This is a genomic window from Mesorhizobium sp. ISC15 (assembly GCF_037162615.1).
GTDB classification, from domain to species: domain Bacteria; phylum Pseudomonadota; class Alphaproteobacteria; order Rhizobiales; family Rhizobiaceae; genus Mesorhizobium; species Mesorhizobium mediterraneum.
This window is the reverse complement of sequence record NZ_JAVSPX010000001.1, coordinates 2740310-2765960: the sequence shown is the minus strand read 5'-3', so window position 1 is coordinate 2765960 and position 25651 is coordinate 2740310. Positions and strand designations below refer to the sequence as shown.

The following is a 25651-nucleotide window of genomic DNA, read 5'->3' as shown; positions in this document are numbered from 1 at the left end:
CTCTTCTCTGTCAGAGCGAGCACATCAATGGCCGCTGAAGGCGTGCCGATTTTTCGGCAACGTCCTGTTGGTCGTGGCGATCGGGGACCGAGCTGTCCCAACAGGAAGATAGTTTGAGCAGCGCTCGCGATTAGTGGCTCAATTCCGCATGCTCTTATGCGTGAGCGTCATGAATGCTGGCGCGCGGCTCATCATTCATCTGGCGGAAGTGGCCGTCAGGCAGACGCGTAGAAAGGCGCGGCGTATCCGCGGGCCTGTCAAAGCCGGCAGCGCCGCTCACTTGCATCAAGATCATTGCGCAAATCGGAACTTCATGAATACGACATGAGGAGCTTGCCGGCCTGAGTGGCTTTCTGGCAGGTGCGGAGGAGCGCAGCTTCACGCGCGCTGCGGCCAAGCTCGGGACGCGCAATCCGCCCTGAGCCGCACGGCGCTGAAGTAGTTCTCAGGTCAACAGGGGGCTGCGGGGCGCGCCGCCTCTAAAGAATCTCGGTCTTGGCGATATGGATGCCGAAGCCTTCGAGCCCGACGTAGTGGCGCTCGCGCGAGGCGATCAGGTTGATCGAGGAAATACCCAGATCCTTCAAGATTTGCGCGCCGAGGCCGATCTCGCGCCATTCGTTTTCGCGGCGGCGCGCCTCTTCATGGTCCTCGCGGTCTTCGGCAGTCGGCCGCTTGCGCTCCTGATGGGCGACGCCGACCGAGCCTTCGCGCAGATAGACGATAACGCCGCGCCGGCGCTCGCCCATCGATTTCATGATGCCGTCCAGCCTGTGGCTGGTGCCGAAGACGTCCGTCACCACATCTTCGGAATGCAGCCGCACCGGCACCTCCTCGCCGTCGCGGATGTCGCCGAAGACGATCGCCACATGGTGCATCGAGTCCCACGGCAGCGTGTAGGTGAAGACCTGCGCCTTGCCGCCAGGCGTGTCGATGTTCGAACAGGCGACACGCTCGACCAGCGTTTCCTTGCGCTGGCGGTAAGCGATGAGATCGGCGACCGAAATCTGCTTCAAACCGTTCTTTTCGGCGAAGGCCTGCACCTGCGGGCCGCGCATCACGGTGCCATCATCGTTGACCAGCTCGGAAATGACGCCGACCGGCGGCAGGCCGGCGAGCTTGCACAAATCCACAGCGGCTTCGGTATGGCCCGAACGCATCAGCACGCCGCCTTCGCGCGCAATCAGCGGAAAGATGTGACCGGGGCGGACGAAATCGGAAGCGCCGACATTGCCGTTGGCGAGATTGCGCACGGTCAATGTACGGTCGTCGGCCGAAATGCCTGTTGTGGTGCCGTGCTTGAAATCGACGCTTACGGTGAAGGCGGTGGTGTGGGCCGAATCATTGTCGGCGACCATCGGCGACAGGTTGAGGCGCTTGGCTTCCTCGCGCGGCATCGGCGTGCAGACGATGCCGGAGGTGTTGCGGACGATGAACGCCATCTTCTCCGGCGTGCAATGGACGGCGGCAACGATCAGGTCGCCCTCGTTCTCGCGCCCGTCGTCGTCCATGACGACGACGATCTCGCCGCGTTCGAAGGCGCGCAGAGCTTCGACGATTCTCTTCTGGTCGTAAGACATAGGCGCTCGTTTCACTCGCAGGGGAGTAGGGGAATAGGGCAGTACGGCAGTAGGGGAAAGGAAAAAATTGCTGGGGCTCAGTGACAGCGGGCCCTACTGCCCTACTGCCCTACTGCCCTCCCCGTTTGTCCCCGATGACGCAGATAGTGATCCGCGATCGCGCAGGCAACCATCGCCTCGCCGATCGGCACGGCGCGGATGCCGACGCACGGATCGTGCCGGCCCTTGGTCATGATCTCGACGTCGTTGCCATCCTTGTCGATCGACTTTCGCGGCGTCAGGATCGAGGAGGTCGGCTTGACGGCGAAGCGCGCGACGATCGCCTGGCCGGTCGAGATGCCGCCGAGGATGCCGCCGGCATTGTTGGACAGGAAGACCGGCTTGCCGTCATTGCCCATGCGCATCTCGTCGGCATTCTCTTCGCCGCTGATGCGGGCGGCCTCGAAGCCGTTGCCGATCTCGACACCCTTGACGGCGTTGATCGACATCAGGCCCGAGGCGATATCCTGGTCGAGCTTGGCGTAGATCGGCGCCCCAAGGCCTGCCGGAACGCCGTCGGCAACGATCTCGATGACCGCACCGACCGAGGAACCCGCCTTGCGGATGCCGTCGAGATACGCGGCGAACACGGCGACTGACGCCGGATCGGGCGTGAAGAACGGATTTTCGGCATCGCCGACGAAATTCCAGTTCCAGTTGGCGCGGTCGATCGATTTTTCGCCCATCGACACCAGCGCGCCGCGCACGACCATTCCGGGCACGACCTTGCGGGCCAAGGCTCCGGCCGCCACCCGCGCCGCCGTCTCGCGGGCCGAAGAGCGGCCGCCACCGCGATGATCGCGCAGGCCATATTTGGTGTCGTAGGTGTAATCAGCATGGCCCGGCCGGTACTGGCGGGCGATCTCGCCATAGTCCTTGGAGCGCTGGTCGACATTCTCGATCAGCATCGACACCGGCGTGCCGGTGGTGATCATGGTCTCGCCGTCCTCATCCAGGATGAAGCCGGACAGGATCTTGACCTCGTCGGGTTCGCGACGCTGCGTCACAAAACGCGATTGACCCGGGCGACGCTTGTCGAGTTCGGCCTGGACCTCCGCGCGTGTGAAGCGGATGCCGGGCGGACAGCCGTCGACCACGCAGCCGAGCGCCGCGCCATGGCTTTCGCCCCAGGTGGTGACGCGGAAAAGATGCCCAAACGTATTGTGAGACATGAAAACCAGCCCTGCCGGCATCGGAGCCGGCCTTGCGCATAACCCTGAAAATCGGAGCGACTTTCAGAAAGGATCCTGCGCAAAATCAAAAGTGCTACAGCGTCCTTTGCGCGTCAGGACGCGCGGTGCTGTAGTCTGCGTTCTATTGGCGTTTTCCGCGGTGGTCAAACTGTGATCCGGCGGATTTAGTTTTGACACATTCGGTTGGTTTCTGGTCAGCTCCATCTGCCCGTTGAACACCCGCCGCAACCGTGCCGGCGCAATGATAAGAGGACGATGATGCGTATCCTGATCGGCGCCGTTGCCGCCACATTGCTGATTTCCACCGCCGCCTTCGCCGGCCAGACCGAAGGCTTGATCAAAGAAGTCGACAAGGACACGTTGACCCTGACACTCGACGACGGCAAATCCTACAAGCTGAATGCCGAAACCGATCTCGAGGCGCTGAAACCCGGCATGGATATCGTGATCGCCTATGACGAGACAAACGGCGAGAACATCATCACCGACATGCAATTGCCGGACAGCGATTCAACCGAATAGAACGTTTCCGGCTGCCCCATCCCCAAAGGCGCGGATGAAGTCCTGGCTAAACCCGCCTTTGTTTCGCCTTCCCTTGTTTGAAGCTCAACCACCGGCGCACCGCACTGCGGTGTAGCTGTCGAGTGCACGATACGCCTTGCCGGCACTCCTACTGAGAAGTAGTTCGCCCAACCGAGCAGCGTCCGGTTCAACTTGCCCACCATTCTCGCTTCAGTGATCGTGCGCCGGCAGAAGGCATCCACGCGACCAATCTCCCCGGTGCTTCCGCTTCGAGAGGTATAAGGCTCGTCGATAGGTCCGATCCAGCTATCGAATTTCAATCCGAAGCGCACAACCCGTAACCAAGGTCCACCGACAACCACAACTGACCAGGACCTCAACAATCATGACCTTCCGTATCCTTCTCGCCTCGACCGCAATAAGCTTGCTGCTCGGCACGGCGGTGCCGGCTTTGTCCGAAAGCGCGGCCCCTAGCGCCACTGCCGCTTACTCGCAAACCACTGACACTTACGCGTTTCCGCTGGGCGAGCTCGGCATCATTGCTTTGTCCGACGGCACCGTTCGGCAGGACCTGCACGCTCTCCTGACAGGGACGTCACCTGCGGAGGTGGACGAGCACCTCAACCACGCGTTCCTGTCCAACCCGGTGGAAGCTTCCATCAACGCCTTCCTGATCCGGGACGGCGAGCGGCTCATCCTTGTCGACACGGGTTCGGGGCAACTCTTCGGGCCAGGCAACGGTGGGAAGCTGCGCGACAGCCTCGCCAGTATCGGTGTCATGCCGCAGGACATCACCGACATCCTCATCACTCATATCCACACCGACCATACGGGTGGCCTTGTCGCCGACGGCAAGCCTGTCTTCGTCAATGCAACGGTTCACGTCGGAGCACCCGATCTCACCTTCTTCCTGGACGCGTCGAACTCGGAAAGGACAGGCTACGCCCGCCAGTACTTCGACGAAGCCGAAAAGACGATCGGCGTCTATCAGCGGGCGGGCAAGGTCAGGGCGTTCTCCGACGACGAAACAATCCTCCCGGGAATCGTGGCGACGCTGCATCCCGGTCACACGCCGGGCAGTGCCTTCTTCACGGTATCAAGCAAAGGGCATTCGATCGCATTTATCGGCGACGTCATCCACGTTGCGGCCGTGCAGTTTCCCGATCCAGCTATCACCATCGTATATGACGTGAACCCAGGAGAGGCGGCGGCCGAGCGGCAGAAGACCTTTTCGGCCTTCGCGGACGCTCGCCAACTCGTTGCCGCGCCTCACCTCCCGTTCCCCGGCGTCGGGCACATCCGCGCCGAGGGCGGCGGCTCGTTCACCTGGCACCCGGCCGAATACCGGAACCGTGAAGAAAGCCAAGGGCAGTAGACTCAGGGCCGAGGCTGCAAGGGGCGAGCGATCACCAGGCCCGCTCAGCGGCCTTGGGCCCGCGCCGTCTGAAACACCTGTTCACGTAGCCAGCCATGAGCGGGATCGCCGCTCATGCGCTGATGCCAGAAGGCGGACATCTGAAACTTGGCGAGGGCCAGGGGAGGCTCGAAGAGATCGAGCGACGTGGTGAAGCGCTGCAGGAAACGGCGCGGCAGGGTGCAAATGCAGTCGCTGCCCATCAGCACCAAAGGGGCAAGCGCATAGCTCTGGATAGAGACCGAGACCCGGCGCTCACGTCCGAGGGCGGCCAGCGCCTCGTCGATCATGCCGGCGAAGCTGCCTCCGCTGGTCGAGATCAGGAGGTGGTCAAGCGAGCAGAACTCATCCAGATCGAAGGCTTGCTACCCCTTGGATGATCCTTGCGCTGTGCCGTGACGAACGCTTCGTCGAACAGTGTCCTTCCGATCAGTCCACCCGCTACGTCCTCGGCCGCGCCGATGAAGAGATCGATGTCACCCTGCTCTAGGTGGGCGGCGATCCGGGCTTTGTCCGGAAGCACAAAAGCGAGGCGGATGTGAGGTGCCTTCGCCTTCAGGAAGGGGATGAGTTCCGGTGCGAGAATGGCGGCTGGATTGTCCGTTGCGGCGATCCGGAAGACGCGGCGGCTGGTGGCGGGGTCGAAGAACTGCGCTACGTTCGCGAACTCGCGCAATCGCTCGATCAGCTTGGCGAGTTCGGGCTGGAGCGCGGCGGCGTGCGGTGTCGGCACCATCCCGCGGCCGGATGATGCCGGGATCAACAGTTGGTCGCCAAACAACTGCCGCAGCCGAAGCAAACGAGCGGAAAGAGCGGGCTGCGTGATGCCGAGCCGAGCTGCGGCATGGGTGACGTTCAGTTCCTTCAGAAGAGCATCGAGGGTTAGGAGCAGCCCCCCGTCGATCTCGAGCATACGTTCGCGCAATTGGGCTCGTCCCTCAGGTTAAAGCAGCATGGACCCACTGCAGAGACTCCTCGTATCGCACTGTTGGCTTACAGGCAAAGTGCTGGCCCTCCTCTGCTTTTGGCCGGTTTGAGAGGTCATTAGCCCCGATAAGCACGCCCGGCTTTGTCCCTGTCGGGATCCCCCAGCATTTGCAGCAATGCCTTGGGTGTGTGACCTTCATATCGTTCTGCTTCAATACTCGGAGCGATCGGCGGCGACCGGCTATCGCTGCCCCGCAGATGATTGACCCGTCCGGCCTTTGGGCACAGGCCCGTGTTTCCGGTCATTCAGTTTGAGCTGTACTCGCTATTCTCGCGAGCAACGCGACCAGTTCCGGCTGGCGATGGGTGTCGGTTTTGGCGAAGACGGCTTTCAGCTGATTCCTGGCGGTTTCGTAGGAGACCCCCAGGTCCTCCGCGACGGCCTTCAACTCTGCGCCCGATGAAATCCGGCGAGCCAGTCGCGCCTCGGCAGGGGTCAGCCCGAAGCAAGTCCGCAAGGCAATCTCCGACGGTTGAGGATAAATGTCCGGATCGACAAAGCAGATAACTATCTGACAGGATGCAAAGGCGTTCGTGGTAATTCTTGGCAGGCGCATGGGGTAGGCTAGCAGAGGTCTGCCTCCGAGGCGGGGCAGCGAGACGGGGTTCGCCATTGCTGGCGGGGTCGGATTTCGCAGCAGCACATGAAATGCGCACTTGAGGGCATCGGTGGCGTTCTTGTCGGCACACGCCAAATGGCGGCCGGTCACCCAAAGGTCTCGACCGAATAGCCTCTCTGCAGGTTCGTTCACCAGGATCACGGCGGCGTTCCGGTCAAGCATCACCGCAGGCGTGCCGCTTGCGCTGAATGCATCCATCGCGCCTTCGGCCCGCGCGAAGCTCAGCATTCTCGCGAACGCGGCCGCGGAACCCAACTGTCTTGAGAAGTCGGCAAAGCTCTGCATCTCTGATGGCGAAAAAGGGCCTTGCTGGATCGACCTCTGGATCGACAGGCACCAGAGGTCATCGCCTGCCGCAACCTTCACACCCGCAAACCACCGCAGACCGAATGGCGCGAGAAATTCCTGATAGTAGGGATGCCTGGCGATTTCCTCGGGCGTCAGGACGTCAAGCTCGCTGACGGCTCCTCTGCGAACCAACAGAGGCAACAGCTTGTATCGGTCGTCCCGGTCGATCCAGCCATCCTTGATGTATGTCTCGAGCGATGGACCCATTCGGCGACTTTTCGGTATGCCGGGGAGATGCCCTTTCGCGTCGAATAGCATTGCGCCAAAGCTTCCAGTGGCGTCCGCAGCCACGTCCATTGCAGCGTCCCAGCGCGTCGGGTCGGCCGCCGCTTCGGCTATGGCATTGCCCACTGCGTCGAGATCGAACGCGCCCATCTCCATCCCGCATCCGAGAAGAAATCGGACCTTATATTAGCTAACTTGAAACTTCCAGTCGTCCGCGGCCGAGGGGCACCTGATACGCAGGACTAGTACCTCGTCTGACCCGGTTGGGGCATGCGCAGAATTTGGATTTCTATAAGAACAGCCTTTGGGAGCCGGGCGAACGTCGCTGGGTCGAAAAGCGTCTTTGGGAATGGGGGGATCGGTGGCTGAAATTGCAACGCACGGCGGACGCACCATCCACATCAATGGCGTCATTGCCCCTAACAACGGAACTCTCCACGCCCCAATGGCGAGCCCCGCAGTCGCACCAAAACACTTGGGCGCATTCGCGCGCACCCTCATCATCTGCACGAGCTTCTTTATCCCAGCTGCATCCGTCCGCGCGCAGAAGGCCGACGCCGCGGTTGACGTGTGCCTCGTCCTGGCCGGCGATATATCGGCCAGCATCGCTGATGGCACAGCCCATATGCAGCGTGAGGGTCACGCCCAGGCGTTGAGCCACCCTGACGTTGTGTCCGCCATAGCCGTGACCCGCACTGGGCGGATCGCTGTTACCTATGTCGAGTGGTCTAGCCATCGTACCGCCCACACCATATTGCCTTGGCGCATCATAGAGAATGCGCGCGGCGCGCGAGAGGCAGCCGACGTTATTCGAGATATGGGCCACCGGCCCGGTCAAGATCGCCTCGGCCACACCAGCCTCAGCTGGGCCATTTCCTACGCCTCTCAGAGCTTGGCCCACTGCCCCGCCACACCCGACCGCACGATTATCGACATCTCAGCGAATGGACCCAATAATGATGGTCCTGCCCCACAGGCCGCGCGGGACCATGCCTTGGCCAAGGGTCACATCATCAATGCGCTTGCCATCCCCGCGCCGGTGTTACCACCCAAGAACCTAGCCGTCAGCCTCGACCCAGACGAAGGAGCGTGGCAGCACCCAACCGATTATCTCTACAGCCACGTTACCGGCGGTCCCAACAGCTTCGCGACTACAGCTCGCACTTTAGAGGATTATTTTCCTGTTCTCCGCCGCAAGATCGTCACGGAGATTGCCGGTTTGTCGCACAATCGGCTTGAGCACTTGCAGGAAGTCAAGTTTGCCTGGCGGCCTTGATCTGAGACATAGCAGAGCAGGACCGCATCCGCCTTTGCAAAGGCCGTACCAACCGCCGCCGGCGGTTTCCCAAAATGGCAGCATTTGAGACGGCATTCTGGCTTGGCAATGGGCTGCTTCGGGTCAACTTTCCGTCGTCCCCGACTTGGCATCAATGTCCGAGAAGAAGCAGAACCCCGGTCGTTCCGAGTGATTGGATTTCGCCCTTAGAGCCACTCCAGGCGTCGTCCTTCTAGCCTGAGCAAGCGATCCTGCGGCACATCCAGGTTTGCGGCTTCTTTCTCGGGTATTCCCAGCACCATGCGGAACAGGGCCCGCACGACGCCGCCATGGGTCACGCAGACCGTCTGGCGGTCCAGCGCGTCGAACCACGGCTTTATCCGTTCGAGCAGCATTTGATAGCTTTCGGCGCCCTCGCCGGGCGGCAGGAAATTCCATTTGTCGAAGCGCCTCTCCCTGGCCGAGCCCAAATGCCGGGCCTCGAGTTCGGGAAAGGTGAAACCCTGCCAGTCGCCGAAACTCATTTCGACAAGGCGAGGATCGGTGCGGTAAGCTTGCGGATCGAGCTTCATCGCAGCGCGGATGCGCTCCATGGTCTCGCTCGTCCGCCGCATCGGGCTGGCGACAAAGTCGAAATCTCCAGGGTTATGAACGAATTCGCCTAGCCGAAGACCGTTGCGGGTCGCCTGCTCGCGGCCGAGCGCGTTGAGGTCGGTGTCGGCCTGTCCTTGCAGCCGGGCCTCGGCGTTCCACTCCGTCTGGCCGTGGCGCGCGATGTAGATGAGCGGATACATCTGGTCATCCGGAGAGCAGCGGGAAGCGGGAGAGTTCGAGGGGGTCTATTCCTTGACGGTCGAAATATCAGGCGCGTCGACCGCCTTCATTCCAACGACGTGATAGCCGGAATCGACATGGTGGATCTCGCCGGTGACGCCGCGTGAAAGGTTGGACAGGAAATAGACCGCTGAATCGCCGACTTCCTCCTGCGTCACCGTCTGCTTCAGCGGTGAATTGTATTCATTCCACTTCAGTATGTAGCGAAAATCGCCGATGCCGGAGGCGGCGAGCGTCTTGATCGGACCGGCGGAGATGGCGTTGACGCGGATCTTCTTCCCGCCGAGGTCGACCGCCAGATAGCGCACGCTGGCTTCGAGCGCTGCCTTGGCGACACCCATGACGTTGTAGTGCGGCATCACTTTTTCCGCGCCGTAATAGGTCAATGTCAGCAGCGAGCCGCCATCGGTCATCAGCGCCTCGGCGCGCTTGGCGATGGTGGTGAAAGAAAACACCGAAATGTCCATAGTGCGCAGGAAATTGTCACGCGTCGTCTCGACATAGCGGCCCGTCAGCTCGTCCTTATCGGAAAAGGCGATGGCGTGGACGAGGAAATCGAGCTTGCCCCAATGCTTGGCGATGTCGTCGAAGACCGCATCGAGCGTTGCCGGATCGGTGACGTCGCAATGGCCGGCGACATGGGCATTGAGTTCCGCCGCCAGCGGCTCGACGCGCTTCTTGAACGCCTCGCCCTGATAGGTCAACGCGATCTCGGCGCCGTGGTCGACGCAGGCCTTGGCTATGCCGAAGGCGATCGACCGATTGTTCGCGACGCCAAGCACAAGCCCGCGCTTGCCGGCCATAATGCCTTGTCCACCCGCCATGTGAGCGCTCTCCGCAATTTCTGCTTTGTGGAGTGCCTATCGCACAGGCACAGAGTCCCTTCAAGCGCTCAAAAACGGACAGTGCCCGCCCACCTGACCTTCCGGCCCGGAGGATCGATTGCCTGGGCGAAGCGCTTGTGGCGTGCTCAAGCGAAAATTGACGAAAAGACGGCACGCCATGCCATGCAGCAGTTCTGCAAGAGTAGTTCCAGCGCCGCGTCTCGCGAGGATTCTGTTCCGCCCGCGAAATTGTCGGTTCCGTTGGCGCAGATGTTCATGACCGCGCGCTCCGTCGCGTGCGGCGATGACGTCAACAGGAGCGAAGCAAAGTCGATCGCCTCCGACATGTCTGTCAGACGATCGTGCATCGCCGCGGGATCAGCGTCGCCGTCGCGGTCTTGCTCCATATCGCCGCCTCCGTAATGGGTCCGGTCGATGAGCGTCACCGAAGCGAGCGCCTGAGACAGGCGCGCGGCGTCCTCGGCCGAGCCGATGACGGTCCACGGCACCAACAGGTCGAACTTGCCATCGCTTGACCATGTGAAGACGGCGAACCCGATCCGACGCCGCGGGCCGGCGGTGCGGCGCGCAGGAAGTCGGGGTGGACGAGCGCCCGCACGAGCCCGGCCTGCTGGAGCCATTCCTCATATCGGCCGATCGAGTCCGATACGTCGATTGCTGTGACGACATTGGCGTCGGTGCCCGGCACGACCGCCTTGGCCGCTGGCGACGTGCCGCACAGGAAGACCATCAATGGCAGGGCGAGGTATAGGGCGCGCCAGCGGCAAGGTTTCGCCGGCATAGCAGGCTTCGGCTTCACCTCCTGGTGTTCTGAACGGCGCCAGAACCTGCGCGTTGGAACGGACGGAAACAGGTGCGACAGCATTGGCCCTCCAGGAATGTTCCCGGGGGTAACGGGCCGGAGCCAAACTTATTCCTCCTGTTCGCGCGGCCGTTTCAGCAATTCGGTTATGTCCGCTTCGAGAACGGCAGGCTCGGATCCATTGCCTGAAGATCCGCATCACGCCCCAGCCCGCGATAGAGGATGAACGCACAGCAACAGGCGACGGCAATCGACAGCATCTCGCCGCCGTCTTCCGCGTAACCAACGAGCTTCGAGCCCGTCAGGAAGTGCAGCATGTCCACCACCACGGCAAAGCCGACAAGACACGCGAACAGCAGCAAAAACACCGATCCGAGGGCTTGTTGCCTGGGTCTGCTTTGGCGGAATGACCACAACAGCGGCGCCAGCAGGCCGAGCGCGACCACCGACCAAGTGATGATTTCCCCGGTGTCGCGAGCCCGCATGCCCGGCAGCGAAACGAGGTCGAATGTCGCTGCCAGCAGCAGGCCGCCGCGCTCATGGAAACGGGTGGCGTCGTCGAGCGTCACAAAACTGAAAATCAGGGACCAGGCAAGAAACATATGCTCCCTGGTTCGAACCCAGACGCCGAACAGAAACAGGGCGCAAAGCGCGGCCTGCCCGTAGTTGAACATCTCGGGCAGCGATCCATCCCTGCTGATGTTGAAACGCGCAGGCAAATCGTAGCGCGAAATTGCGACAGATCGAAGCGCCTCGATCGCGAATGGAACGGTGATGACGAAGATATTCAGGCATATCACTATCAGCGCGAATACCCTGCTGAGGCTGTCGTTTCGATACATCGCCCGGATTTCTCCGAACGCACTTTCCAAACCCGATAACGCATGACCCAGCAATCCAACGCGCTCCTTCGTTGCTACTCGTTTGACGGACAATTTCGTTAGTCAACCAAAAGATCCAGATTGGGGCAAGACGTGCTCTTGGACCGCCCCTCGACGTTCAGCCCGCTCGGCTGAGCTCGGTCCTGGCGGTTTTCGACCGCGACTTCATCGGCCTCCGGCATGGTCTGGAAACGGGGCGGCCGCGGGTTTATTCCGCCCGCGCAAAAGAAAACGCTGTCGGCGACGAGCGACTGACCCGCCTGGCGCGAGCCGGCCGTGTTCCGGGCGGGCGTTCGTCATCGAGCGATGTCGCGGAATGCGGCTGAGTCCTGCAATCGATCAAAACGGACAGGTGAGAGACAGGAGCGTTTGCGGCGCAGCCCGCCTTTGACGCGCCAAGCTAGCGTTTTCGGTTGCGCATCAGCGCTTCGAGATCGCTGTCGCCACCTTCAGGCAGCATCAGCCGCACATGTGCGTAGAGATCGCCGTGACCGCCAACTTTTTCCGGCAGGCCCCTGCCCTTCAGCCGCAGGACCTTGTCCGAGCTCGACCAGGCGGGGACATTGACCGCAAGCTTGCCGGTCGGCGTTTCGACCGCCACCTTGGCACCCAGCACGGCATCCGCCAGTGCCACGGCCAAGTCGGCATGGAGGTCGCGGCCTTCGACACGATAGCGCGGATGGCGGCGGAAGCGGATTTTGACCAGCGCGTCGCCCGGCTGCCCCGGCCCTTGCTCGCCCTGGCCTTTCAGCCGGATGGTCTGGCCGTCCTCGACATAGGCTGGCAGCTTGACGGCGACCTTGCGTCCGTCGGGGAACATCGCCGTCACCTTCTCCGCGGTCGCCGCTTCCTCGATGGTGACGTCGAGCGTCACGTTCAGGTCGGCGCCGGACGGCGCCTGCCGGCCGGCGCCCGTGCCGGCACCGCGAGAGAAGGTCTCGCCGAAAATCTGGCTGAAGATGTCGCTGTTGCCGTCGAACGGATCGCCGCCCGGACGGCTTGAGCGAAACTCGAAGCGCGAGCCGCCCGGTCCTTGCTGCCGACGGAAGCCGGCGAACGGATCGGCGCCGCCCGCGGCACCTTCGAAGCCCTGGAAACGCGGCTTGCCATCGGCGTCGATCTCGCCGCGATCGAAAGCGGCACGGTTCTTCTCGTCGCCGACGATCTCGTAAGCCTGGTTGGCCGCGGCAAACCGCTCCTTCGCCTTGGGATCCGGATTCTGGTCCGGATGATACTCCTTGGCGAGTTTGCGGTACGCCGATTTTATGTCCTTGGCCGATGCGTTCTTAGCAACGCCCAGCACCTCATAGGGGTCGCGCATGCTTCCTGCCCTGGAGAAGGAGTGAGTCCACGATTGCCATCTATATGCGCTCGCATAGGAAGAAATTCCAGTGGCGCGCGGTCATATGATGGCGGAAAATCAGAGCGCTTTGAAGTCCTGCATCCGCCAGGCGCCGGCGCCGGCCAGGCACACCTCGCCCTTGAACAGCGCGACGCCGTCGAAGCTTTCGCGCGAGGCGGTGAAGCGGCGGCAAAGCTGGCCGTTGTCCCTAGACTCTGCCAGTTCCGTGATCGAGCCGCGCGAACCGGTATCGGAATTCGCCCAGGGAACGGCCTGCCCGCCAAGTTCCTGGATATCGGCGGAAGACACCGCGTTGCGGATCGTCGTCTGGTCCGAGGCGCGATCCTGATCGATCGGCGAGGCAGAAACAGGGGTGCTGCTGGTGAGGATTGTACGGTCGACCTCCGCCTGCTCCAAACTGAAGCCGCCGCCACCGCAGCCGGCAAGCGACAAGGCTACCAGCACGATCGCGACCTTGACCGCAGCCTGGGCGCTGGCCGAAGCAATAAGGCTCCATTGCCTGCTGTCAAAAGGTTGCGCGATACGCGACAATCGGCAATCTCCCCAGCCGGCAACAGAATTTGGAAAAACTATGAGCGAAACTGAGTTAACAAGCGGTGACTTTACCGAGGCTGCCGAGCCATTCCGCCTCTTTGCCGCATGGCTCGACGACGCGACGAAGAGTGAGATCAACGATCCCAACGGCGTGGCGCTGGCGACCGTCGATGCCGAGGGCATGCCGAATGTGCGGATGGTGCTGCTCAAGGGCTTCGATGAAAGCGGATTTGTCTTCTATACGAATTTCGAGAGCGCCAAGAGCCGTGAGATTCTTGGCAGCATGAAGGCGGCGATGTGCTTCCACTGGAAATCGCTGCGCCGGCAGGTGCGCGTGCGCGGGCCGGTGGAGATCGTCACCGAAGCGGAAGCGGACGCCTATTATGCGACGCGCCCCCGCGGCAGCCGCATCGGCGCCTGGGCGTCGAAGCAATCGCGGCCGCTGGAGAGCCGCTTCGCACTGGAAAAAGCGGTTGCCGAATACACGGCGCGCTATGCGATCGGCGAGATCCCACGGCCGAAACACTGGTCTGGCTTCCGTATCGTGCCGCAGACGATCGAGTTCTGGCACGACCGGCCCTTCCGACTGCACGACCGCGTCGTCTTTTCACGCAACGCCAAGGGCGGCTGGGACAAGACAAGGCTTTATCCCTGATAAGGGTGGCTCTTAAGCAGCTTCACCAACGGGAGAACTGGGCGCGCGGCAACATGGCATCGCCGATATAGGGTGGCGCGCCTTGAAGTAAGGGGCACCAGGCCCCAGGAGGATCCCGGTAATCCTTGACGAACCACGTTGGTTCACCAATAATCATCGTGAACCAAACGAAAGTTAAGACCATGACGGCTTTTACCGTGCGCGTCCCGGATGAAACCGCAAACAGGCTTGACCAGCTTGCCGAAAAGCTCGACCGCTCGCGCTCCTATGTGGCTGCGCAGGCCATTGAGGACTTTGTAGCCCGTGAGGAATGGCAACTCGCCGAGATAGAGGCCGGGTTGGCCGAAGCTGAGCGCGGCGATTTTGCCAGTGACCGTGATGTAGCCGGTGTTGTCGGAAAATACGTCAAGTCCGCCCGCCGAGCATGAGCCGCAAAAGAATCCGCTGGACCATGCGAGCGCTGCGTCGGCTTGACGAAATCGGCGCGCATATCGAGAAAGACAACCCCGAAGCGGCCGCCCGAGTCATTGCGCGCATCGTGACGGCGGCAGAACATCTCGCCGAGCAACCGGCCATGGGGCGCATCGGGCGCATCAAGGCGACGCGGGAACTCGTTTTGGTTGATATTCCGTATATCGTACCCTATCGCGTCAACGGCGAGACTGTCGAAATACTCACCGTCATGCACACCGCCCAACGGTGGCCACAAGCCCTCTAAAATCGCCCAACACCATGGCTCGCGTCATCAGGCCACACCGCCTTCAGCCTGCTTTCTTCCTGGTCATGAAGGCCATCAAGGCAGCGCGGGCCTCGTCGGATTTGAGCCGCTCGCGGAAATGCTCGCTCTCCTCACCGATGCGGGCAACGAGGTCTTCACGCGAGCCGCGCATCAGGTCGCGCGCGATCTTCAGCGCTTGCGGCGGCTTGGCTGCGATCTGGCCGGCCGCTGCCAGCACGGAGGCTTCGAGCTCGTTTTCCTCGACCACCGCGTAGATCAGCCCGGCGGCCTTCGCCCGCTCGGCCGAAAAACCTTCGCCGAGACCAAGCAGCGCGAAAGCGCCTTGCCGGCCCAGAATCTCAGGCGCAAGCAAGCTCGATCCCGCCTCGGGAACCAGGCCGAGATCGACGAAGGGTGTTCGGAACACAGTGCGCGGCGTGGCGAAGGTCAGGTCGCAGTGCAGGTTGAGCGTGGTGCCGATGCCGACCGCGATGCCATCGACACCGGAAACCAATGGCTTTTCCGCCCTGGCCAGTGCCATCAGAAAATCCCAGACTTCGGTGCCGCCCTCACCGCCGGTGGCGACGACCATGAAATCGGCTAGGTCGTTGCCGGACGAGAAGGCCCCTGAAACACCGAGGAAGACATGAACGCGGACCGCCGGATCGGCATCGCCTTCGGCAAGGGTTTTGGACATTCTCGCATACATGGCGCGCGTCAGCGCGTTCTTCTTTTCCGGACGGTTGATGCGGATGATCTGGATGGCGCCCTGGCGCTCGACGAGGATATGGTCTGTCATAGTCGGCCCCTTGTGGACGTGAGCTTGTGAACGTCAGGAAGTTCCGGCAGAAATCAGTGCCTTGCTGGCAGTGGCAAGGCTTTCGGCGCCGCCGATGACGCGCTCCTTCAGCGCGCCCGCCTCGCCAAGCAGGTTTTCGGCGAAGAAACGGCAAAGGGCGATGCGGCTTTGGTCGGCAAGCGCGCCGCGCGCCAGATAAGCGCCGCCCGCCGCAAGCGAGATCAGCCTCAGATATGGCGTCGCACCGGCCAGCGCCTCGTCCGAACGGCCGTCGGCAAGCAGCCCTTGCAGGAAACGTGTCGCTTCGCAGACATTGTCGAGTGCCTTGTCGAGACCATCGGCGGTGCGGCCAAACCCCTGAAGATTTGAGGTCCGCACCTGACTGGCGACCGCTTTCAGTTCGGCGATGTAACCACGAACATGCTCGCCACCGCCAAGCGGCAGCTTGCGCGCCACCAGGTCGATCGCCTGGATGCCGTTGGTGCCTTCGTAGATCGGCGCGATGCGCGCGTCGCGATAAAGTGCTGCCGCACCCGTCTCTTCGATAAAGCCCATGCCGCCATGCACCTGCAGCCCGAGCGAGGCGACCTCGACGCCGACATCGGTGGAAAAGGCCTTGGCCAGCGGCGTCAACAGATTGGCGCGCTCCTGCCAGTGGGTGGCTTCATCGCCACTGGATATCCGCGCGTTGTCGATGGCATGCGCGCAGGAATAGCTGATGGCGCGCGCAATCTGGGTCAGCGCCTTCATGGTCAGGAGATTGCGCTGCACGTCCGGGTGATGGACGATCGGCGCCATGCCGTCGCCATCATAGCTTGCAGCCTTGCCTTGCCGGCGGTCATTGGCGTAGGCGAGCGCCTTTTGCGTGGCCGTTTCGGCGACCGCCACGCCCTGCATGCCGACGGCGAGCCGCGCATTGTTCATCATGGTGAACATGCAGGCGAGGCCCTTGTTTTCCTCGCCGATCAGCCAGCCGATCGCGCCAGGCACTGTCCCTTCGAAACCATCGCCATAGATCATAGTGCAGGTCGGCGAGGCGTGGATGCCCAATTTGTGCTCCAGCCCGGAGCAGAACACGTCGTTGCGCGCGCCCAACGCGCCATCGTCGCCGACAAGGAATTTCGGCGCCAGGAACAGCGAAAGCCCACGCGTGCCGGCCGGCGCATCCGGCAGCCGCGCCAGCACCAGATGGATGATGTTGTCGGTGAAATCGTGCTCGCCATAGGTGATGAAGATCTTTTGCCCGAAGATGCGGTAGGTGCCGTCGCCGGCCGGCTCAGCGCGGGCACGCAACGCATTCAGGTCCGAGCCCGCCTGCGGCTCTGTCAGGTTCATCGTGCCCATCCATTCGCCGGAGACGAGCTTTTCCAAGTATTTGGCCTTCAGCGCCGGCGAGGCGTGCTTGTCGAGCGCCTCGACCGCACCCATGGTCAGCGTCGGGCCGATGCCGAAGGCCATGGCGGCGGAGTTCCACATTTCGAGCGCCGCGACGCCCAGCATGGTCGGCAGCGCCTGGCCGCCGAATTCCTCCGGTGCGGACAGCGCGTTCCAGCCGCCGTCGATCCAGCGACGATAAAGCGCCTTCCAGCCAGGCGGCGTGGTGACGGCAGCGCCGCTCAGCACCGCACCTTGTTCATCGCCGATCTTGTAGAGCGGCGCGATCTCCTCTGTGGCGAAGCGGCCGGCTTCCGCCAGAATGGCGTCGACGAGATCTTCGCCAAGGTCGCCAAAGGTGCCGGCGTCGAGCGCCGGCTTCAGGCCGGCCACGTGCTTCAGCGTGAAGGCGATTTCCTCGACTGGTGCCCGATACATGCCGCTCGCTCCTCCTGTGTCCGGCAGGTCAACTTAAGATCCGTGCCGACACAAAACCATCCGCCTTTGGGTCGCCTCTCCCACCTTCTTTTTACGTAAACGTCAAAATTTGTCACGCAGATTTTGCAATTGCTGCGACACAGGCTAAATTCGGCAAAAGCCGGACAAGTTCGACCGGCGACGGATCAAGAACACCGGATCGGACCGCCCGTGCTTGCCAGACCTGACGCCTATCGCTGTCTCGAATGCGGGCTGCCCTATCGAGCGGCAGGTTTTTGGCACTATCGGGGCAAGGTCGAGGACGGCGCCGCCTATTGGTCGGATCGCGGCATTCTGTGTTCGCCGCAATGCTCGGTGGCTCATCATCGCAAACGCGAGGCCGAGGGAACGCTGCCGCAAGCGCCGGCGCCCGACCCATTCCAAATCCAGCCGCTCTCCCGCCGTTGATGGCCAGCGAAGCCGCCACCGGCAGAATTGCGGCATTCGCCGCGGGCAGCCGAAAGCATTTCCTTAACCATGGCAGTTCAGGATCAGGCTTTGGCCAGCAAGGATTTGCTGTTTGAAACCGCCGGCGCACCCCCTTCGCCGTCTAGGACCCCTCGTCGTCGCGGCCGCGACGACTATAGCGTTGGGGCCGGCACAAGCCTCGGATTTTTCCGAGCCGTGGAAGAGTGCCGACCGGGCGCTGGTGATCGACGCCTACGAATACAATTCCGTCGACTGGGCTGAACTTGCCACCGACAAGCGCATCGTCGGCTTCATCAACAAGGCGTCCGACGGGATGCCGCCACCCTATTTCTGTTTCGGTGCCGAGACCGAGACGAGGCTCTGCAAGACGCTGTGGAGGCGCCATGCGGTAGCGCAGGAACTGTTCCAGACGCGCAAGGTGGTGGCCAAGGCGCTCGGCCTGAAATGGGGCGCTTATCATCTCGCCCGCCCCGGCAATCCCGTGGGACAGGCGAATAATTTCATCAATTTCGCGAAGCCTGGGCCGGATGACCTGCTTGCTCTCGACATCGAGGATGATGACCCCACGAAATGGATGTCGCTCGAGGATGCCGAGGAGTTCGTGCGCCACGTGCATCGGCGGATTGGCCGCTTTCCGGTGCTCTACACCAACGGCAAGACCGCCAAGCACATCGCCGACAACAAGTACAAATACCGGCTCCTGTCGCGGCTACCGCTCTGGTATGCGCGCTACAAGCCAGACATCGGCGTGCATTTCCCGATGGGCAACTGGCAAGGCTACGCACTCTGGCAGTTTTCGGCAAAAGCGAATTGCGGGCGGTTCCGCTGCCCTTACCGGGTGGCTGGCACGCCCAACGACATCGATGTCAATGTCGCACCGATGGATGCCGCCGCATTGCGCGCGCAATGGCCGTTCGGCGGCCTGATCGACGTGCAGCCGGTTTACCTCGCCTCGATACCGGTGCCTCTCTCGCGCGAGGCTGGGCTAGCCGGCAATGCCATCACCTACGCGACCGTGGCGGCACCACCGACCTTCGCCGAAATAACCGCCGCGTTTAGCGCACGCTGGACCAAATTCCGCAGCAGCTTTCAACTGCCTTTTGTAAAGGCCGCGCCGCGCCTTCCGCGCGGGGTTGCCGAATATGTGGCCTGGACGCGGAAGGAGAAGCGCTCTGCATCGGCCTCTGAAGCGGCGCCCGCCGCCAACGATCCGGTCAGCACCGCATCGACCGAGTTCGACCGTGGGCTGCGCTAAATCTGGAAAGCCGTTGAAGGGTCAGCGCGCCTGCTCGCGCGCCACAGCCTGCCAACCAATGTCGCGGCGGCAGAAGCCTTGCGGCCAATCGATCCGGTCGAGCGCGGCATAGGCTCGTCTCTGCGCCTCGCCGACGGTGCCGCCGACAGCCGTGATGTCGAGCACACGGCCGCCATTGGCGACCAGCGCGCCGCTGTTGATGGCGGTGCCGGCATGAAAGATCTCGACGCAATCGCCCGCGGCCTCTTCGACGCCGCGGATGACCGAGCCCTTTTCCGGCGTGCCGGGATAGCCCCTGGCCGCCATCACCACGGTGAGCGCCGCCTCGTCGCGCCAGCGCGCTGACATATGTGCAAGCTGGCCATCGGCAGAAGCGTTGAGGAGGACCAAGAGATCGTCCTTCAGCCGCATCATCAGCACCTGGCATTCCGGGTCGCCGAAACGGGTGTTGTATTCGATCAGCTTCGGCCCCTTGTCTGATATCATCAGCCCGGCAAACAGCACGCCGGAAAACGGCGCGCCAAGTTCGGCCATGCCACGCATGGTCGGCTCGACGATCTCGCGCATGGTGCGGTCGATCATCTCCGGCGTCATCACCGGGGCCGGCGAATAGGCGCCCATGCCGCCGGTGTTCGGGCCGACGTCGCCGTCACTGAGGCGCTTGTGGTCCTGTGCGGTGCCGAACGGCAGCGCGGTGACGCCGTCGCACAGGCAAAAGAAACTCGCCTCCTCGCCGGTGAGAAACTCCTCGACCACCACCTCAGCGCCGGCCTGTCCGAACGACCCGTCGAAACAGGCTTCGAGCGCGGCCAGCGCCTCGGCCAACGTCATGGCGACGGTGACGCCCTTGCCGGCGGCGAGGCCGTCGGCCTTGATGACGATCGGCGCACCCATCTTCTCGACATAGGCCCTGGCCGACGCCAGGTCGCCGAAACGGCCATAGGCGGCGGTCGGGATGTCGTATTTCGCGCAAAGGTCCTTGGTAAAACCCTTCGAGCCTTCCAACCGCGCCGCAGCCTTGGACGGGCCGAAAACGCGGATACCTGCGGCGCGGAGGTCGTCGGCAATGCCGGCGACCAGCGGCCCTTCCGGCCCGACCACGACGAGGTTGATCTTTTTCTCCATGCAGAACCGGGCCACCGCCGCATGATCGGCAATATCCAGCGTCACCAGTTCGGCTTCGCGGCCGATGCCCGGATTGCCGGGGGCCGCGCAAAGCTTCGTCAGCAGCGGCGAGGCCGCAATCTTCCAGGCCAAGGCATGTTCGCGGCCGCCGGAGCCGATCAACAAAACACGCATGCCCAGATCCCTTGCCATTCCACGATCAGGACTGCGCTATTGCGCCTCGGACGATGGGTCAAGACATTTGGATGATTTGGGACCAATTGCGCACGGGAACGTCGGGCATCAATGCCCGATATCGGGGGAAATGCTGGTTCGCCGCCTACGATATTTACGCCATGACGATTTGGCTTGATGCTTGACGGCGTTCGCCTCTGCTGCCACTCCAGCACAATGGAACCCGTCCAGTCGAAAGCAGCCCAGGGCCGCGTCGCCGATGCGCCGAGCGGCCACTGGGTCTACCGCATTCTGCCACGCTGGCTGTGGCCCTATGCGCAGCTTGCGCGATGGGACCGGCCGATCGGCTGGCAGTTGCTGCTGTGGCCGTGCTGGTGGTCGGCGGCACTTGCGGCAAGCGCCTATCCCCGCCCCGGCGACCCGCTGCTCTCGCTGCTGCCGGCACCATGGTATCTCGTGCTGTTCCTGATCGGTGCCATCGCCATGCGCGGCGCCGGCTGCACCTATAACGACCTGGTCGACCAGGACATCGACAACCAGGTGGACCGCACGCGTTCGCGGCCGCTGCCGGCGGGAAAGGTCACACGTCGGCAGGCCTGGGCGTTTCTCGCCGTCCAGGCATTGATCGGCCTCGCTGTGCTCTTGCAGTTCAACAGCTTCGCCATCCTGCTCGGTATCTGTTCGCTCGCCATCGTTGCTGTTTATCCATTCATGAAGCGATTAACCAACTGGCCGCAACTGGTTCTCGGCCTTGCCTTTTCCTGGGGTGCGCTGATGGGATGGGCGGTCGAGTTCGGCGATCTCGATGGCCCGCCCGTCATGCTCTATATCGGCTCGATCCTGTGGGTGATTGGATACGACACGATCTATGCGCATCAGGACAAAGAAGACGACGCCATCGTCGGCGTGCGCTCGACCGCACGCCTGTTCGGCGACAACACCAAGGCCTGGCTCGTCGGGCTCTATGGCGGGGCGCTGGTCTGCTTCGCCATCGCCTTCGCGTCGGCACAGGCGCCAGTGCCGGCGCTGGCTGGGCTGGTCGCCGCCGGCGCCCATATGACGAGGCAGATCGCCATGCTGGACATCGACGATCCGGACCAGTGCATGCTTCTGTTCAGGTCGAACAACCAGGTCGGCTGGCTGGTCTTCCTTGGCCTGATCGGCGGCGCTGTGTGGGTGGCGCTGAAGCCGCTGGTTTAGGGAGCCTGTTCCCTTCTCCCCTTGTGGGAGAAGGTGGATCGGCGCGCAGCGCCGAGACGGTTGAGGGGTGTTGGAAGGAATGAGGCGTTCGCGTTCCCTGGAACACCCCTCATCCGACCGAGCTTCGCTCGGCCACCTTCTCCCACAAGGGGAGAAGGGAGAGCCGCAGATGCACTATTCGTCGCGCGAAATGATTTCCTGGCCGCCGATGACCAGCCTGAGGCCGAGATCGCCGGCGCGGCGGCGCGCGAGGAAGCGCGGGCGGCGCGTGTTCGAAATCCGACCCTTGCGACGGTCCTGCGCCGGCAATGTCTTGATGGCAGCGCCTAGCGATTCCTCCAGCGTGCGGGCGACGCCGTCGGATTCGATCAGAAGCATCGGCAGACGGTAAGCGTCGGCCCAGGCGCGCCAGTCGGCGGCGACATCCTCGAGATCGTCGGCAACAAGCAACGGCACCGACAGCATCGGATCATTGTGCAGAAGCTCCAAGGTCACTGTGACATTGCCATCCGGGTCCTCCATCGCGCGGGCGGCCACGCCGCGAAACGCGTTGGCGGGCAGAGCGATGATCGCCGGCACGCCGCTCATCTCCAGCATGCGGCGAATGACAGCGCCACGGTGGTCGATGGTGAAGGTAACGTCGCCATAGTCGTCGCGCGTGGCGTAGCTCACCACCTGCGGCAGGCGGAATGGGTCGAGGCGCATGTTGCGCCCGGCCCAGACTGGCTTCAGTCCAGTGTTCATATTGTGCCTTTCCTGTCTCTCCTGAGAGCCGGTCTTTCCGGGTCTCCGGGCCGGTTTTTCCAGCCTCGTTGTGGGGAAACATTAGCGCGGGCTTCTTATCGCTGCGCTTAAGAAAGTCGGTTAAATTTTGCTGATCTCGGAGGGATGGTTATCGGAATACGACCAGGCACAAGATATCGAAAGGATCAGATAACCTTACCGGGATTCATAATGCCGGCCGGATCGAAGGCCGTCTTCACCCTGCGCATCAGCTCGATCGCCATCGGCGGCGCCGTCGCGATCAATTCATCCCGCTTCAGCTGGCCAATGCCGTGCTCTGCCGAGATCGAGCCGTGGAAGCTGCGCACGACATCGTGCACGGCCTTGTTCATGGCGTGGTAGAGCGCAAGAAACGCTTCGTCATCGCCGCCGACCGGCCGGGAAATATTGTAGTGGAGGTTGCCGTCGCCCATATGGCCGAAACAGACCTCGCGCGCACCGGGGCTGACCGACTGCACGGCGCCGGCCGCCTTTTCGATGAATTGCGGGATAGCCGCCACCGGCACCGAGATGTCATGCTTGATCGAGGCGCCTTCGGGCTTCTGTGCGTCGGGCAGCACCTCGCGGAAATTCCAGAAGGCATCGCCTTGGGCGAGACTTGCCGCGATCACCGCATCGCCGACGATCTCCTGTTCAAGACCTTCCGACAGCACCTCCTCGATCAGGGCCCTTGCATCTTCCGCTGAGCGGCCCGACGAGATCTGCATCAGCACATACCACGGCCAATCCTCGGCCAGCGGCCGCACGGCGCCTGGCGCGTGCAGAAGCGTGAAGTCATAGGGCCTCTGTCCGATTAGCTCGAAAGCAGTGAGCGCGGCCCCGGCACGATCCATCGCCAGGCTGAGCAGAGACAGCGCCGCCTCGGGCGAGGACAGGCCGGCAAACGCCACCTCGCGCCCCTTGGGCTTGGGGAAAAGCTTGAGCACGGCAGCGGTGATGATGCCGAGCGTGCCTTCCGCACCGACAAACAGGTTCTTCAGATCGTAGCCGGTGTTGTCCTTTTTCAGCTTGCGCAGATCGTCGAACACCTCGCCGGTCGGCAGCACCACCTCGACGCCGAGGCAGAGCTCACGCGCATTGCCATAGGCAAGCACGCCGGTGCCGCCGGCATTGGAAGAGAGATTGCCGCCGATCTGGCAGGAGCCTTGCGCGGCAAGCGACAGCGGAAACAGCCGGTCGGCGGCATCGGCCGCCTCCTGCAGCGTCTGCAGGATGACCCCGGCCTCGACGGTGACCGTGTTGGACAGCACGTCGATCTCGCGGATGCTGTTCAGCCGCGACAGCGACAGCACGATCTCGCGGCCGGATGTGTCTGGCACCTGCGCGCCGACCAGCCCGGTATTGCCGCTCTGCGGCACGATGGGCGTCCCCGTCTCGGTCGCCAGCCGCATGATGCGGCTGACCTCGTCGACGCTGCCGGGCCTCAGGACCAGCGCCGTCCGGCCATGCCAAAGGCCGCGTCTCTCCGTGAGGTAAGGCGCGATGTCCTGCTCGTCGCGAAGCGCATATTTGTCGCCGACGATGACCGCAAAGCGTTCGACGAGGGCGGGGTCGATATCCCTGGATATGTCGTTCATGGATGGGAAACTATGGTGCTCAATCGATCTTGTCACGGGGGGCGGCCTGGTCACGAGGGGCGGCGGCGCGCGAAAGCCGGTCGTTGATCGCCTCGCCTAGCCCATCGAATGGTATGGGCTCGACGGCGATTGTCCTGGCGCCGCTGCGATCGAGATCCTGCATGTGGGCAAAGAGGTTGGCTGCGGCCTCGCGCAGGTCGCCGGTCTCGGACAGGTTGCGCAAAGCGGCGGCATTCTGCCAGCCCTCGGCACGGCGATCGCCGAAGGCCAGCAAGGCTTCGCCTTTGGCAATTGTCTCGGCGTTGAGCCGCACCGCAGCGCCCGGCGCATAGTGCGAGGCCAACATGCCGGGAGCCTCGATGCCCGCCGCGCCGCGCGACAGCTTCACGCCGGCGGCCGCTTCGATCTCCTCGGCGGCAATGCCGCCCGGCCGCAGCAGCCGCAGCTTTCCGCCCTCGACCTTGACGATCGTCGATTCGAGCCCAACGGACGTTGCGCCGCCATCGACCACCAGCCTGATTTTTGAGCCGAGATCGGCCGCCACTGCCTCGGCCGTCGTGGCACTGATCCTTCCCGAAGAATTGGCGCTGGGCGCCGCAAGCGGGCGGCCGAGCCGGGCGATCAGCTCGCCGCCAAAGCCTTTCGGCATGCGCAGCGCGATCGTATCCAACCCGGCGGTGACCAGCGGATGAATGCCGTTGCCCGGCCGCTGCGGCAGCACCAGCGTCAGCGGTCCCGGCCAGAATGTCTGCGCCAGTCTTTTCGACAGCGGATCGAACAGCGCGATACGCTCGGCCATCGCCAGATCGGCGACATGGGCGATCAGCGGGTTGAAGCGTGGCCGGCCCTTGACCTCGAAGATCCGCGCCACGCCAACGCCATTGGTGGCGTCGCCGGCCAGCCCGTAGACGGTTTCCGTCGGAATGGCGACGACATCGCCGCCTTCGAGCAGCGCCAGCGCCCGCTCCATCGCCTCACCGGCGGCAAGTATCTCAGCCACTCTCATCACCTCACAGATGTGGGTGCGTAATACGGTGACGTTTACGGAGCAAGTCCGGGCGTTGGCGAATTACCAATCGCTAAAATGCTATCTTTCCTCGCAAGCCCGCATCAATTCCCCGACGGTATGGTGCCGGCTTGTTGGGCAAGGGGAACTATCATGGTCTGGGTGCGTATCCTGGGAGCGCTTGGTCTCACTTTGGCGGCGGGCGGAGCACAGGCTTCGTCCTTCGTCGTTCTCGGTGCAGCATCCTCGACGCCGTCCGTCGTCAGGCTCGGCGCGCCCGAACCGGTGAAAGTGACTGAGAGTTCCTCGACACCGTCGATCGTGGCGCTCGGCGAACTAGTGCCCGATGTCGCCTATGAAAAAGTTGCTGCGATCCCGAGCCAGCCCAAGCATGATTTCATGCAAAGCCCGATGATCATTCGCGGCGGCATCGTCGGCGACGCCTTCGCAACACCGGCTCCAAGTTCCGCACCTGCCGCGACCACCGCTGCCGCAGCACCTGGTGCAGACACCAAATCCGACAAAAAGGCAGGGAAAACGAACAGCGAGCCGGCAACGCCACAGCCGACGCCCATTCCCGAGATCGACCAAGCCAGATAGCCGCTCGAGGCCAGGA

General features: G+C 62.8%; 28 protein-coding genes and 1 pseudogene. 11 read left to right on the top strand and 18 right to left on the bottom strand.

The features are described from left to right. Window positions 1–317: 317 nt before the first annotated feature. Window positions 318–430, top strand: a pseudogene (locus RPG13_RS34930) (LysR family transcriptional regulator); the annotation flags it as partial. A gap of 49 nt (window positions 431–479) precedes the next feature. On the opposite strand, the gene ribB reads toward RPG13_RS34930, so the two are convergent. Beyond that, entirely contained in the window at window positions 480–1580 is a 1101-nt protein-coding gene (gene ribB, locus RPG13_RS13300; RefSeq protein WP_095486195.1) for a 3,4-dihydroxy-2-butanone-4-phosphate synthase, read from the bottom strand. 101 nt (window positions 1581–1681) lie between these two features. Then, the gene (gene aroC / locus RPG13_RS13295; protein WP_292710194.1) at window positions 1682–2791 is read right to left on the bottom strand and encodes a chorismate synthase; all 1110 of its coding nucleotides are present in this window, start codon (window positions 2789–2791) and stop codon (window positions 1682–1684) included. 279 nt (window positions 2792–3070) lie between these two features. On the opposite strand from aroC, the gene RPG13_RS13290 reads away from it, so the two are divergent. Together RPG13_RS13290 and RPG13_RS13285 are read left to right on the top strand one after the other, a co-directional pair. Then, window positions 3071–3334 carry a DUF1344 domain-containing protein gene (locus RPG13_RS13290; RefSeq protein WP_095486233.1) on the top strand — a complete coding sequence of 88 codons (264 nt, stop codon included), beginning with the start codon at window positions 3071–3073 and terminating at the stop codon, window positions 3332–3334. 385 nt (window positions 3335–3719) lie between these two features. Then, window positions 3720–4709, top strand: a complete 990-nt coding sequence (locus RPG13_RS13285; RefSeq protein WP_095486196.1) for an MBL fold metallo-hydrolase — start codon at window positions 3720–3722, stop codon at window positions 4707–4709. A 44-nt stretch (window positions 4710–4753) separates the two neighbouring features. Here the strand turns inward: RPG13_RS13285 and RPG13_RS13280 are convergent, their stop codons facing one another. The 3 genes from RPG13_RS13280 to RPG13_RS13270 form a co-directional block, all read right to left on the bottom strand. Then, complete coding sequence (locus RPG13_RS13280; RefSeq protein WP_337125206.1) at window positions 4754–5038, bottom strand: hypothetical protein; 285 nt, start codon at window positions 5036–5038, stop codon at window positions 4754–4756. A 29-nt stretch (window positions 5039–5067) separates the two neighbouring features. After that, complete coding sequence (locus RPG13_RS13275) at window positions 5068–5673, bottom strand: LysR family transcriptional regulator (RefSeq protein WP_337125204.1); 606 nt, start codon at window positions 5671–5673, stop codon at window positions 5068–5070. 304 nt (window positions 5674–5977) lie between these two features. Beyond that, the gene (locus tag RPG13_RS13270) at window positions 5978–7084 is read right to left on the bottom strand and encodes a helix-turn-helix transcriptional regulator (RefSeq protein WP_127288610.1); all 1107 of its coding nucleotides are present in this window, start codon (window positions 7082–7084) and stop codon (window positions 5978–5980) included. A 205-nt stretch (window positions 7085–7289) separates the two neighbouring features. Here RPG13_RS13270 and RPG13_RS13265 point away from each other — a divergent pair, with 205 nt between their 5' ends. Continuing rightward, window positions 7290–8204: a DUF1194 domain-containing protein gene (locus RPG13_RS13265; protein WP_185928142.1), complete on the top strand. Its 915-nt coding sequence runs from the start codon at window positions 7290–7292 to the stop codon at window positions 8202–8204. A gap of 206 nt (window positions 8205–8410) precedes the next feature. On the opposite strand, the gene RPG13_RS13260 is transcribed toward RPG13_RS13265, so the two are convergent. From RPG13_RS13260 to RPG13_RS13230, 7 genes are all read right to left on the bottom strand, one after another. Beyond that, window positions 8411–8998 carry a histidine phosphatase family protein gene (locus RPG13_RS13260; RefSeq protein ID WP_127288608.1) on the bottom strand — a complete coding sequence of 196 codons (588 nt, stop codon included), beginning with the start codon at window positions 8996–8998 and terminating at the stop codon, window positions 8411–8413. 45 nt (window positions 8999–9043) lie between these two features. After that, window positions 9044–9862, bottom strand: a complete 819-nt coding sequence (gene fabI / locus RPG13_RS13255; RefSeq protein ID WP_095486201.1) for an enoyl-ACP reductase FabI — start codon at window positions 9860–9862, stop codon at window positions 9044–9046. A 146-nt stretch (window positions 9863–10008) separates the two neighbouring features. Further along, window positions 10009–10308 carry a DUF1194 domain-containing protein gene (locus tag RPG13_RS13250; protein ID WP_127205741.1) on the bottom strand — a complete coding sequence of 100 codons (300 nt, stop codon included), beginning with the start codon at window positions 10306–10308 and terminating at the stop codon, window positions 10009–10011. Next, window positions 10305–10748 (bottom strand): DUF1194 domain-containing protein, encoded by a 444-nt coding sequence (locus RPG13_RS13245; RefSeq protein ID WP_126103261.1) that lies wholly within the window; start codon window positions 10746–10748, stop codon window positions 10305–10307. Before RPG13_RS13245 ends, RPG13_RS13250 begins: the two co-directional genes overlap by 4 nt. An 83-nt stretch (window positions 10749–10831) precedes the next feature. Further along, window positions 10832–11581, bottom strand: coding sequence for a hypothetical protein (locus RPG13_RS13240; RefSeq protein ID WP_126103262.1), 750 nt, complete (start codon window positions 11579–11581; stop codon window positions 10832–10834). Between the two features lie 385 nt (window positions 11582–11966). Further along, complete coding sequence (locus RPG13_RS13235) at window positions 11967–12887, bottom strand: DnaJ C-terminal domain-containing protein (RefSeq protein WP_126103263.1); 921 nt, start codon at window positions 12885–12887, stop codon at window positions 11967–11969. A 99-nt stretch (window positions 12888–12986) separates the two neighbouring features. Beyond that, window positions 12987–13460, bottom strand: coding sequence for an RT0821/Lpp0805 family surface protein (locus RPG13_RS13230; protein ID WP_337125202.1), 474 nt, complete (start codon window positions 13458–13460; stop codon window positions 12987–12989). A 40-nt stretch (window positions 13461–13500) separates the two neighbouring features. Here RPG13_RS13230 and pdxH point away from each other — a divergent pair, with 40 nt between their 5' ends. From pdxH to RPG13_RS13215, 3 genes are all read left to right on the top strand, one after another. Continuing rightward, window positions 13501–14118 (top strand): pyridoxamine 5'-phosphate oxidase, encoded by a 618-nt coding sequence (gene pdxH, locus RPG13_RS13225; protein WP_095486207.1) that lies wholly within the window; start codon window positions 13501–13503, stop codon window positions 14116–14118. 182 nt (window positions 14119–14300) lie between these two features. Next, the gene (locus RPG13_RS13220; RefSeq protein WP_095486208.1) at window positions 14301–14546 is read left to right on the top strand and encodes a CopG family ribbon-helix-helix protein; all 246 of its coding nucleotides are present in this window, start codon (window positions 14301–14303) and stop codon (window positions 14544–14546) included. Continuing rightward, on the top strand, window positions 14543–14836 hold the full coding sequence (locus RPG13_RS13215) for a type II toxin-antitoxin system RelE/ParE family toxin (RefSeq protein WP_095486209.1): 294 nt from the start codon (window positions 14543–14545) through the stop codon (window positions 14834–14836). The genes RPG13_RS13220 and RPG13_RS13215 overlap by 4 nt, the downstream gene beginning before the upstream one ends. A gap of 43 nt (window positions 14837–14879) precedes the next feature. Here RPG13_RS13215 and RPG13_RS13210 read toward each other — a convergent pair whose 3' ends face one another. Continuing rightward, window positions 14880–15635, bottom strand: a complete 756-nt coding sequence (locus RPG13_RS13210; RefSeq protein WP_095486210.1) for a crotonase/enoyl-CoA hydratase family protein — start codon at window positions 15633–15635, stop codon at window positions 14880–14882. 33 nt (window positions 15636–15668) lie between these two features. After that, entirely contained in the window at window positions 15669–17447 is a 1779-nt protein-coding gene (locus tag RPG13_RS13205) for an acyl-CoA dehydrogenase (RefSeq protein WP_127205744.1), read from the bottom strand. Window positions 17448–17657: 210 nt separating this feature from the next. Here RPG13_RS13205 and RPG13_RS13200 point away from each other — a divergent pair, with 210 nt between their 5' ends. Next, window positions 17658–17894 carry a hypothetical protein gene (locus RPG13_RS13200; RefSeq protein ID WP_095486212.1) on the top strand — a complete coding sequence of 79 codons (237 nt, stop codon included), beginning with the start codon at window positions 17658–17660 and terminating at the stop codon, window positions 17892–17894. Window positions 17895–18069: 175 nt separating this feature from the next. Then, window positions 18070–19170, top strand: coding sequence for a glycoside hydrolase family 25 protein (locus tag RPG13_RS13195; protein ID WP_292504962.1), 1101 nt, complete (start codon window positions 18070–18072; stop codon window positions 19168–19170). 21 nt (window positions 19171–19191) lie between these two features. On the opposite strand, the gene purD is transcribed toward RPG13_RS13195, so the two are convergent. After that, the gene (gene purD, locus RPG13_RS13190) at window positions 19192–20469 is read right to left on the bottom strand and encodes a phosphoribosylamine--glycine ligase (RefSeq protein WP_337125201.1); all 1278 of its coding nucleotides are present in this window, start codon (window positions 20467–20469) and stop codon (window positions 19192–19194) included. 216 nt (window positions 20470–20685) lie between these two features. On the opposite strand from purD, the gene ubiA reads away from it, so the two are divergent. After that, window positions 20686–21669: a 4-hydroxybenzoate octaprenyltransferase gene (ubiA, locus tag RPG13_RS13185; protein ID WP_337127015.1), complete on the top strand. Its 984-nt coding sequence runs from the start codon at window positions 20686–20688 to the stop codon at window positions 21667–21669. 174 nt (window positions 21670–21843) lie between these two features. Here ubiA and RPG13_RS13180 read toward each other — a convergent pair whose 3' ends face one another. From RPG13_RS13180 to RPG13_RS13170, 3 genes are all read right to left on the bottom strand, one after another. Beyond that, the gene (locus tag RPG13_RS13180; protein ID WP_095483974.1) at window positions 21844–22413 is read right to left on the bottom strand and encodes a DUF6101 family protein; all 570 of its coding nucleotides are present in this window, start codon (window positions 22411–22413) and stop codon (window positions 21844–21846) included. Between the two features lie 185 nt (window positions 22414–22598). Continuing rightward, window positions 22599–24029 (bottom strand): FAD-binding oxidoreductase, encoded by a 1431-nt coding sequence (locus tag RPG13_RS13175; RefSeq protein WP_095483973.1) that lies wholly within the window; start codon window positions 24027–24029, stop codon window positions 22599–22601. A 19-nt stretch (window positions 24030–24048) separates the two neighbouring features. Further along, window positions 24049–25029 (bottom strand): L-threonylcarbamoyladenylate synthase, encoded by a 981-nt coding sequence (locus RPG13_RS13170; protein WP_164547030.1) that lies wholly within the window; start codon window positions 25027–25029, stop codon window positions 24049–24051. A gap of 159 nt (window positions 25030–25188) precedes the next feature. On the opposite strand from RPG13_RS13170, the gene RPG13_RS13165 reads away from it, so the two are divergent. Continuing rightward, window positions 25189–25635 carry a hypothetical protein gene (locus RPG13_RS13165; RefSeq protein WP_095483971.1) on the top strand — a complete coding sequence of 149 codons (447 nt, stop codon included), beginning with the start codon at window positions 25189–25191 and terminating at the stop codon, window positions 25633–25635. Window positions 25636–25651 lie beyond the last annotated feature (16 nt).

Excerpts from the sequence above, each read along its gene's own strand:
- RPG13_RS13260 (WP_127288608.1), bottom strand. The coding sequence starts at position 8,998 with ATGTATCCGCTCATCTACATCGCGCGCCACGGCCAGACGGAGTGGAAC.
- RPG13_RS13270 (WP_127288610.1), bottom strand. The coding sequence starts at position 7,084 with ATGGAGATGGGCGCGTTCGATCTCGACGCAGTGGGCAATGCCATAGCC.
- RPG13_RS13205 (WP_127205744.1), bottom strand. The coding sequence starts at position 17,447 with ATGTATCGGGCACCAGTCGAGGAAATCGCCTTCACGCTGAAGCACGTG.
- RPG13_RS13210 (WP_095486210.1), bottom strand. The coding sequence starts at position 15,635 with ATGACAGACCATATCCTCGTCGAGCGCCAGGGCGCCATCCAGATCATC.
- ribB (WP_095486195.1), bottom strand. The coding sequence starts at position 1,580 with ATGTCTTACGACCAGAAGAGAATCGTCGAAGCTCTGCGCGCCTTCGAA.
- RPG13_RS13175 (WP_095483973.1), bottom strand. The coding sequence starts at position 24,029 with ATGAACGACATATCCAGGGATATCGACCCCGCCCTCGTCGAACGCTTT.
- RPG13_RS13280 (WP_337125206.1), bottom strand. The coding sequence starts at position 5,038 with ATGATCGACGAGGCGCTGGCCGCCCTCGGACGTGAGCGCCGGGTCTCG.
- fabI (WP_095486201.1), bottom strand. The coding sequence starts at position 9,862 with ATGGCGGGTGGACAAGGCATTATGGCCGGCAAGCGCGGGCTTGTGCTT.
- RPG13_RS13215 (WP_095486209.1), top strand. The coding sequence starts at position 14,543 with ATGAGCCGCAAAAGAATCCGCTGGACCATGCGAGCGCTGCGTCGGCTT.
- aroC (WP_292710194.1), bottom strand. The coding sequence starts at position 2,791 with ATGTCTCACAATACGTTTGGGCATCTTTTCCGCGTCACCACCTGGGGC.
- RPG13_RS13220 (WP_095486208.1), top strand. The coding sequence starts at position 14,301 with ATGACGGCTTTTACCGTGCGCGTCCCGGATGAAACCGCAAACAGGCTT.
- pdxH (WP_095486207.1), top strand. The coding sequence starts at position 13,501 with ATGAGCGAAACTGAGTTAACAAGCGGTGACTTTACCGAGGCTGCCGAG.
- RPG13_RS13180 (WP_095483974.1), bottom strand. The coding sequence starts at position 22,413 with ATGAACACTGGACTGAAGCCAGTCTGGGCCGGGCGCAACATGCGCCTC.
- purD (WP_337125201.1), bottom strand. The coding sequence starts at position 20,469 with ATGCGTGTTTTGTTGATCGGCTCCGGCGGCCGCGAACATGCCTTGGCC.
- RPG13_RS13245 (WP_126103261.1), bottom strand. The coding sequence starts at position 10,748 with ATGCTGTCGCACCTGTTTCCGTCCGTTCCAACGCGCAGGTTCTGGCGC.
- RPG13_RS13290 (WP_095486233.1), top strand. The coding sequence starts at position 3,071 with ATGCGTATCCTGATCGGCGCCGTTGCCGCCACATTGCTGATTTCCACC.
- RPG13_RS13285 (WP_095486196.1), top strand. The coding sequence starts at position 3,720 with ATGACCTTCCGTATCCTTCTCGCCTCGACCGCAATAAGCTTGCTGCTC.
- RPG13_RS13165 (WP_095483971.1), top strand. The coding sequence starts at position 25,189 with ATGGTCTGGGTGCGTATCCTGGGAGCGCTTGGTCTCACTTTGGCGGCG.
- ubiA (WP_337127015.1), top strand. The coding sequence starts at position 20,686 with ATGGAACCCGTCCAGTCGAAAGCAGCCCAGGGCCGCGTCGCCGATGCG.
- RPG13_RS13235 (WP_126103263.1), bottom strand. The coding sequence starts at position 12,887 with ATGCGCGACCCCTATGAGGTGCTGGGCGTTGCTAAGAACGCATCGGCC.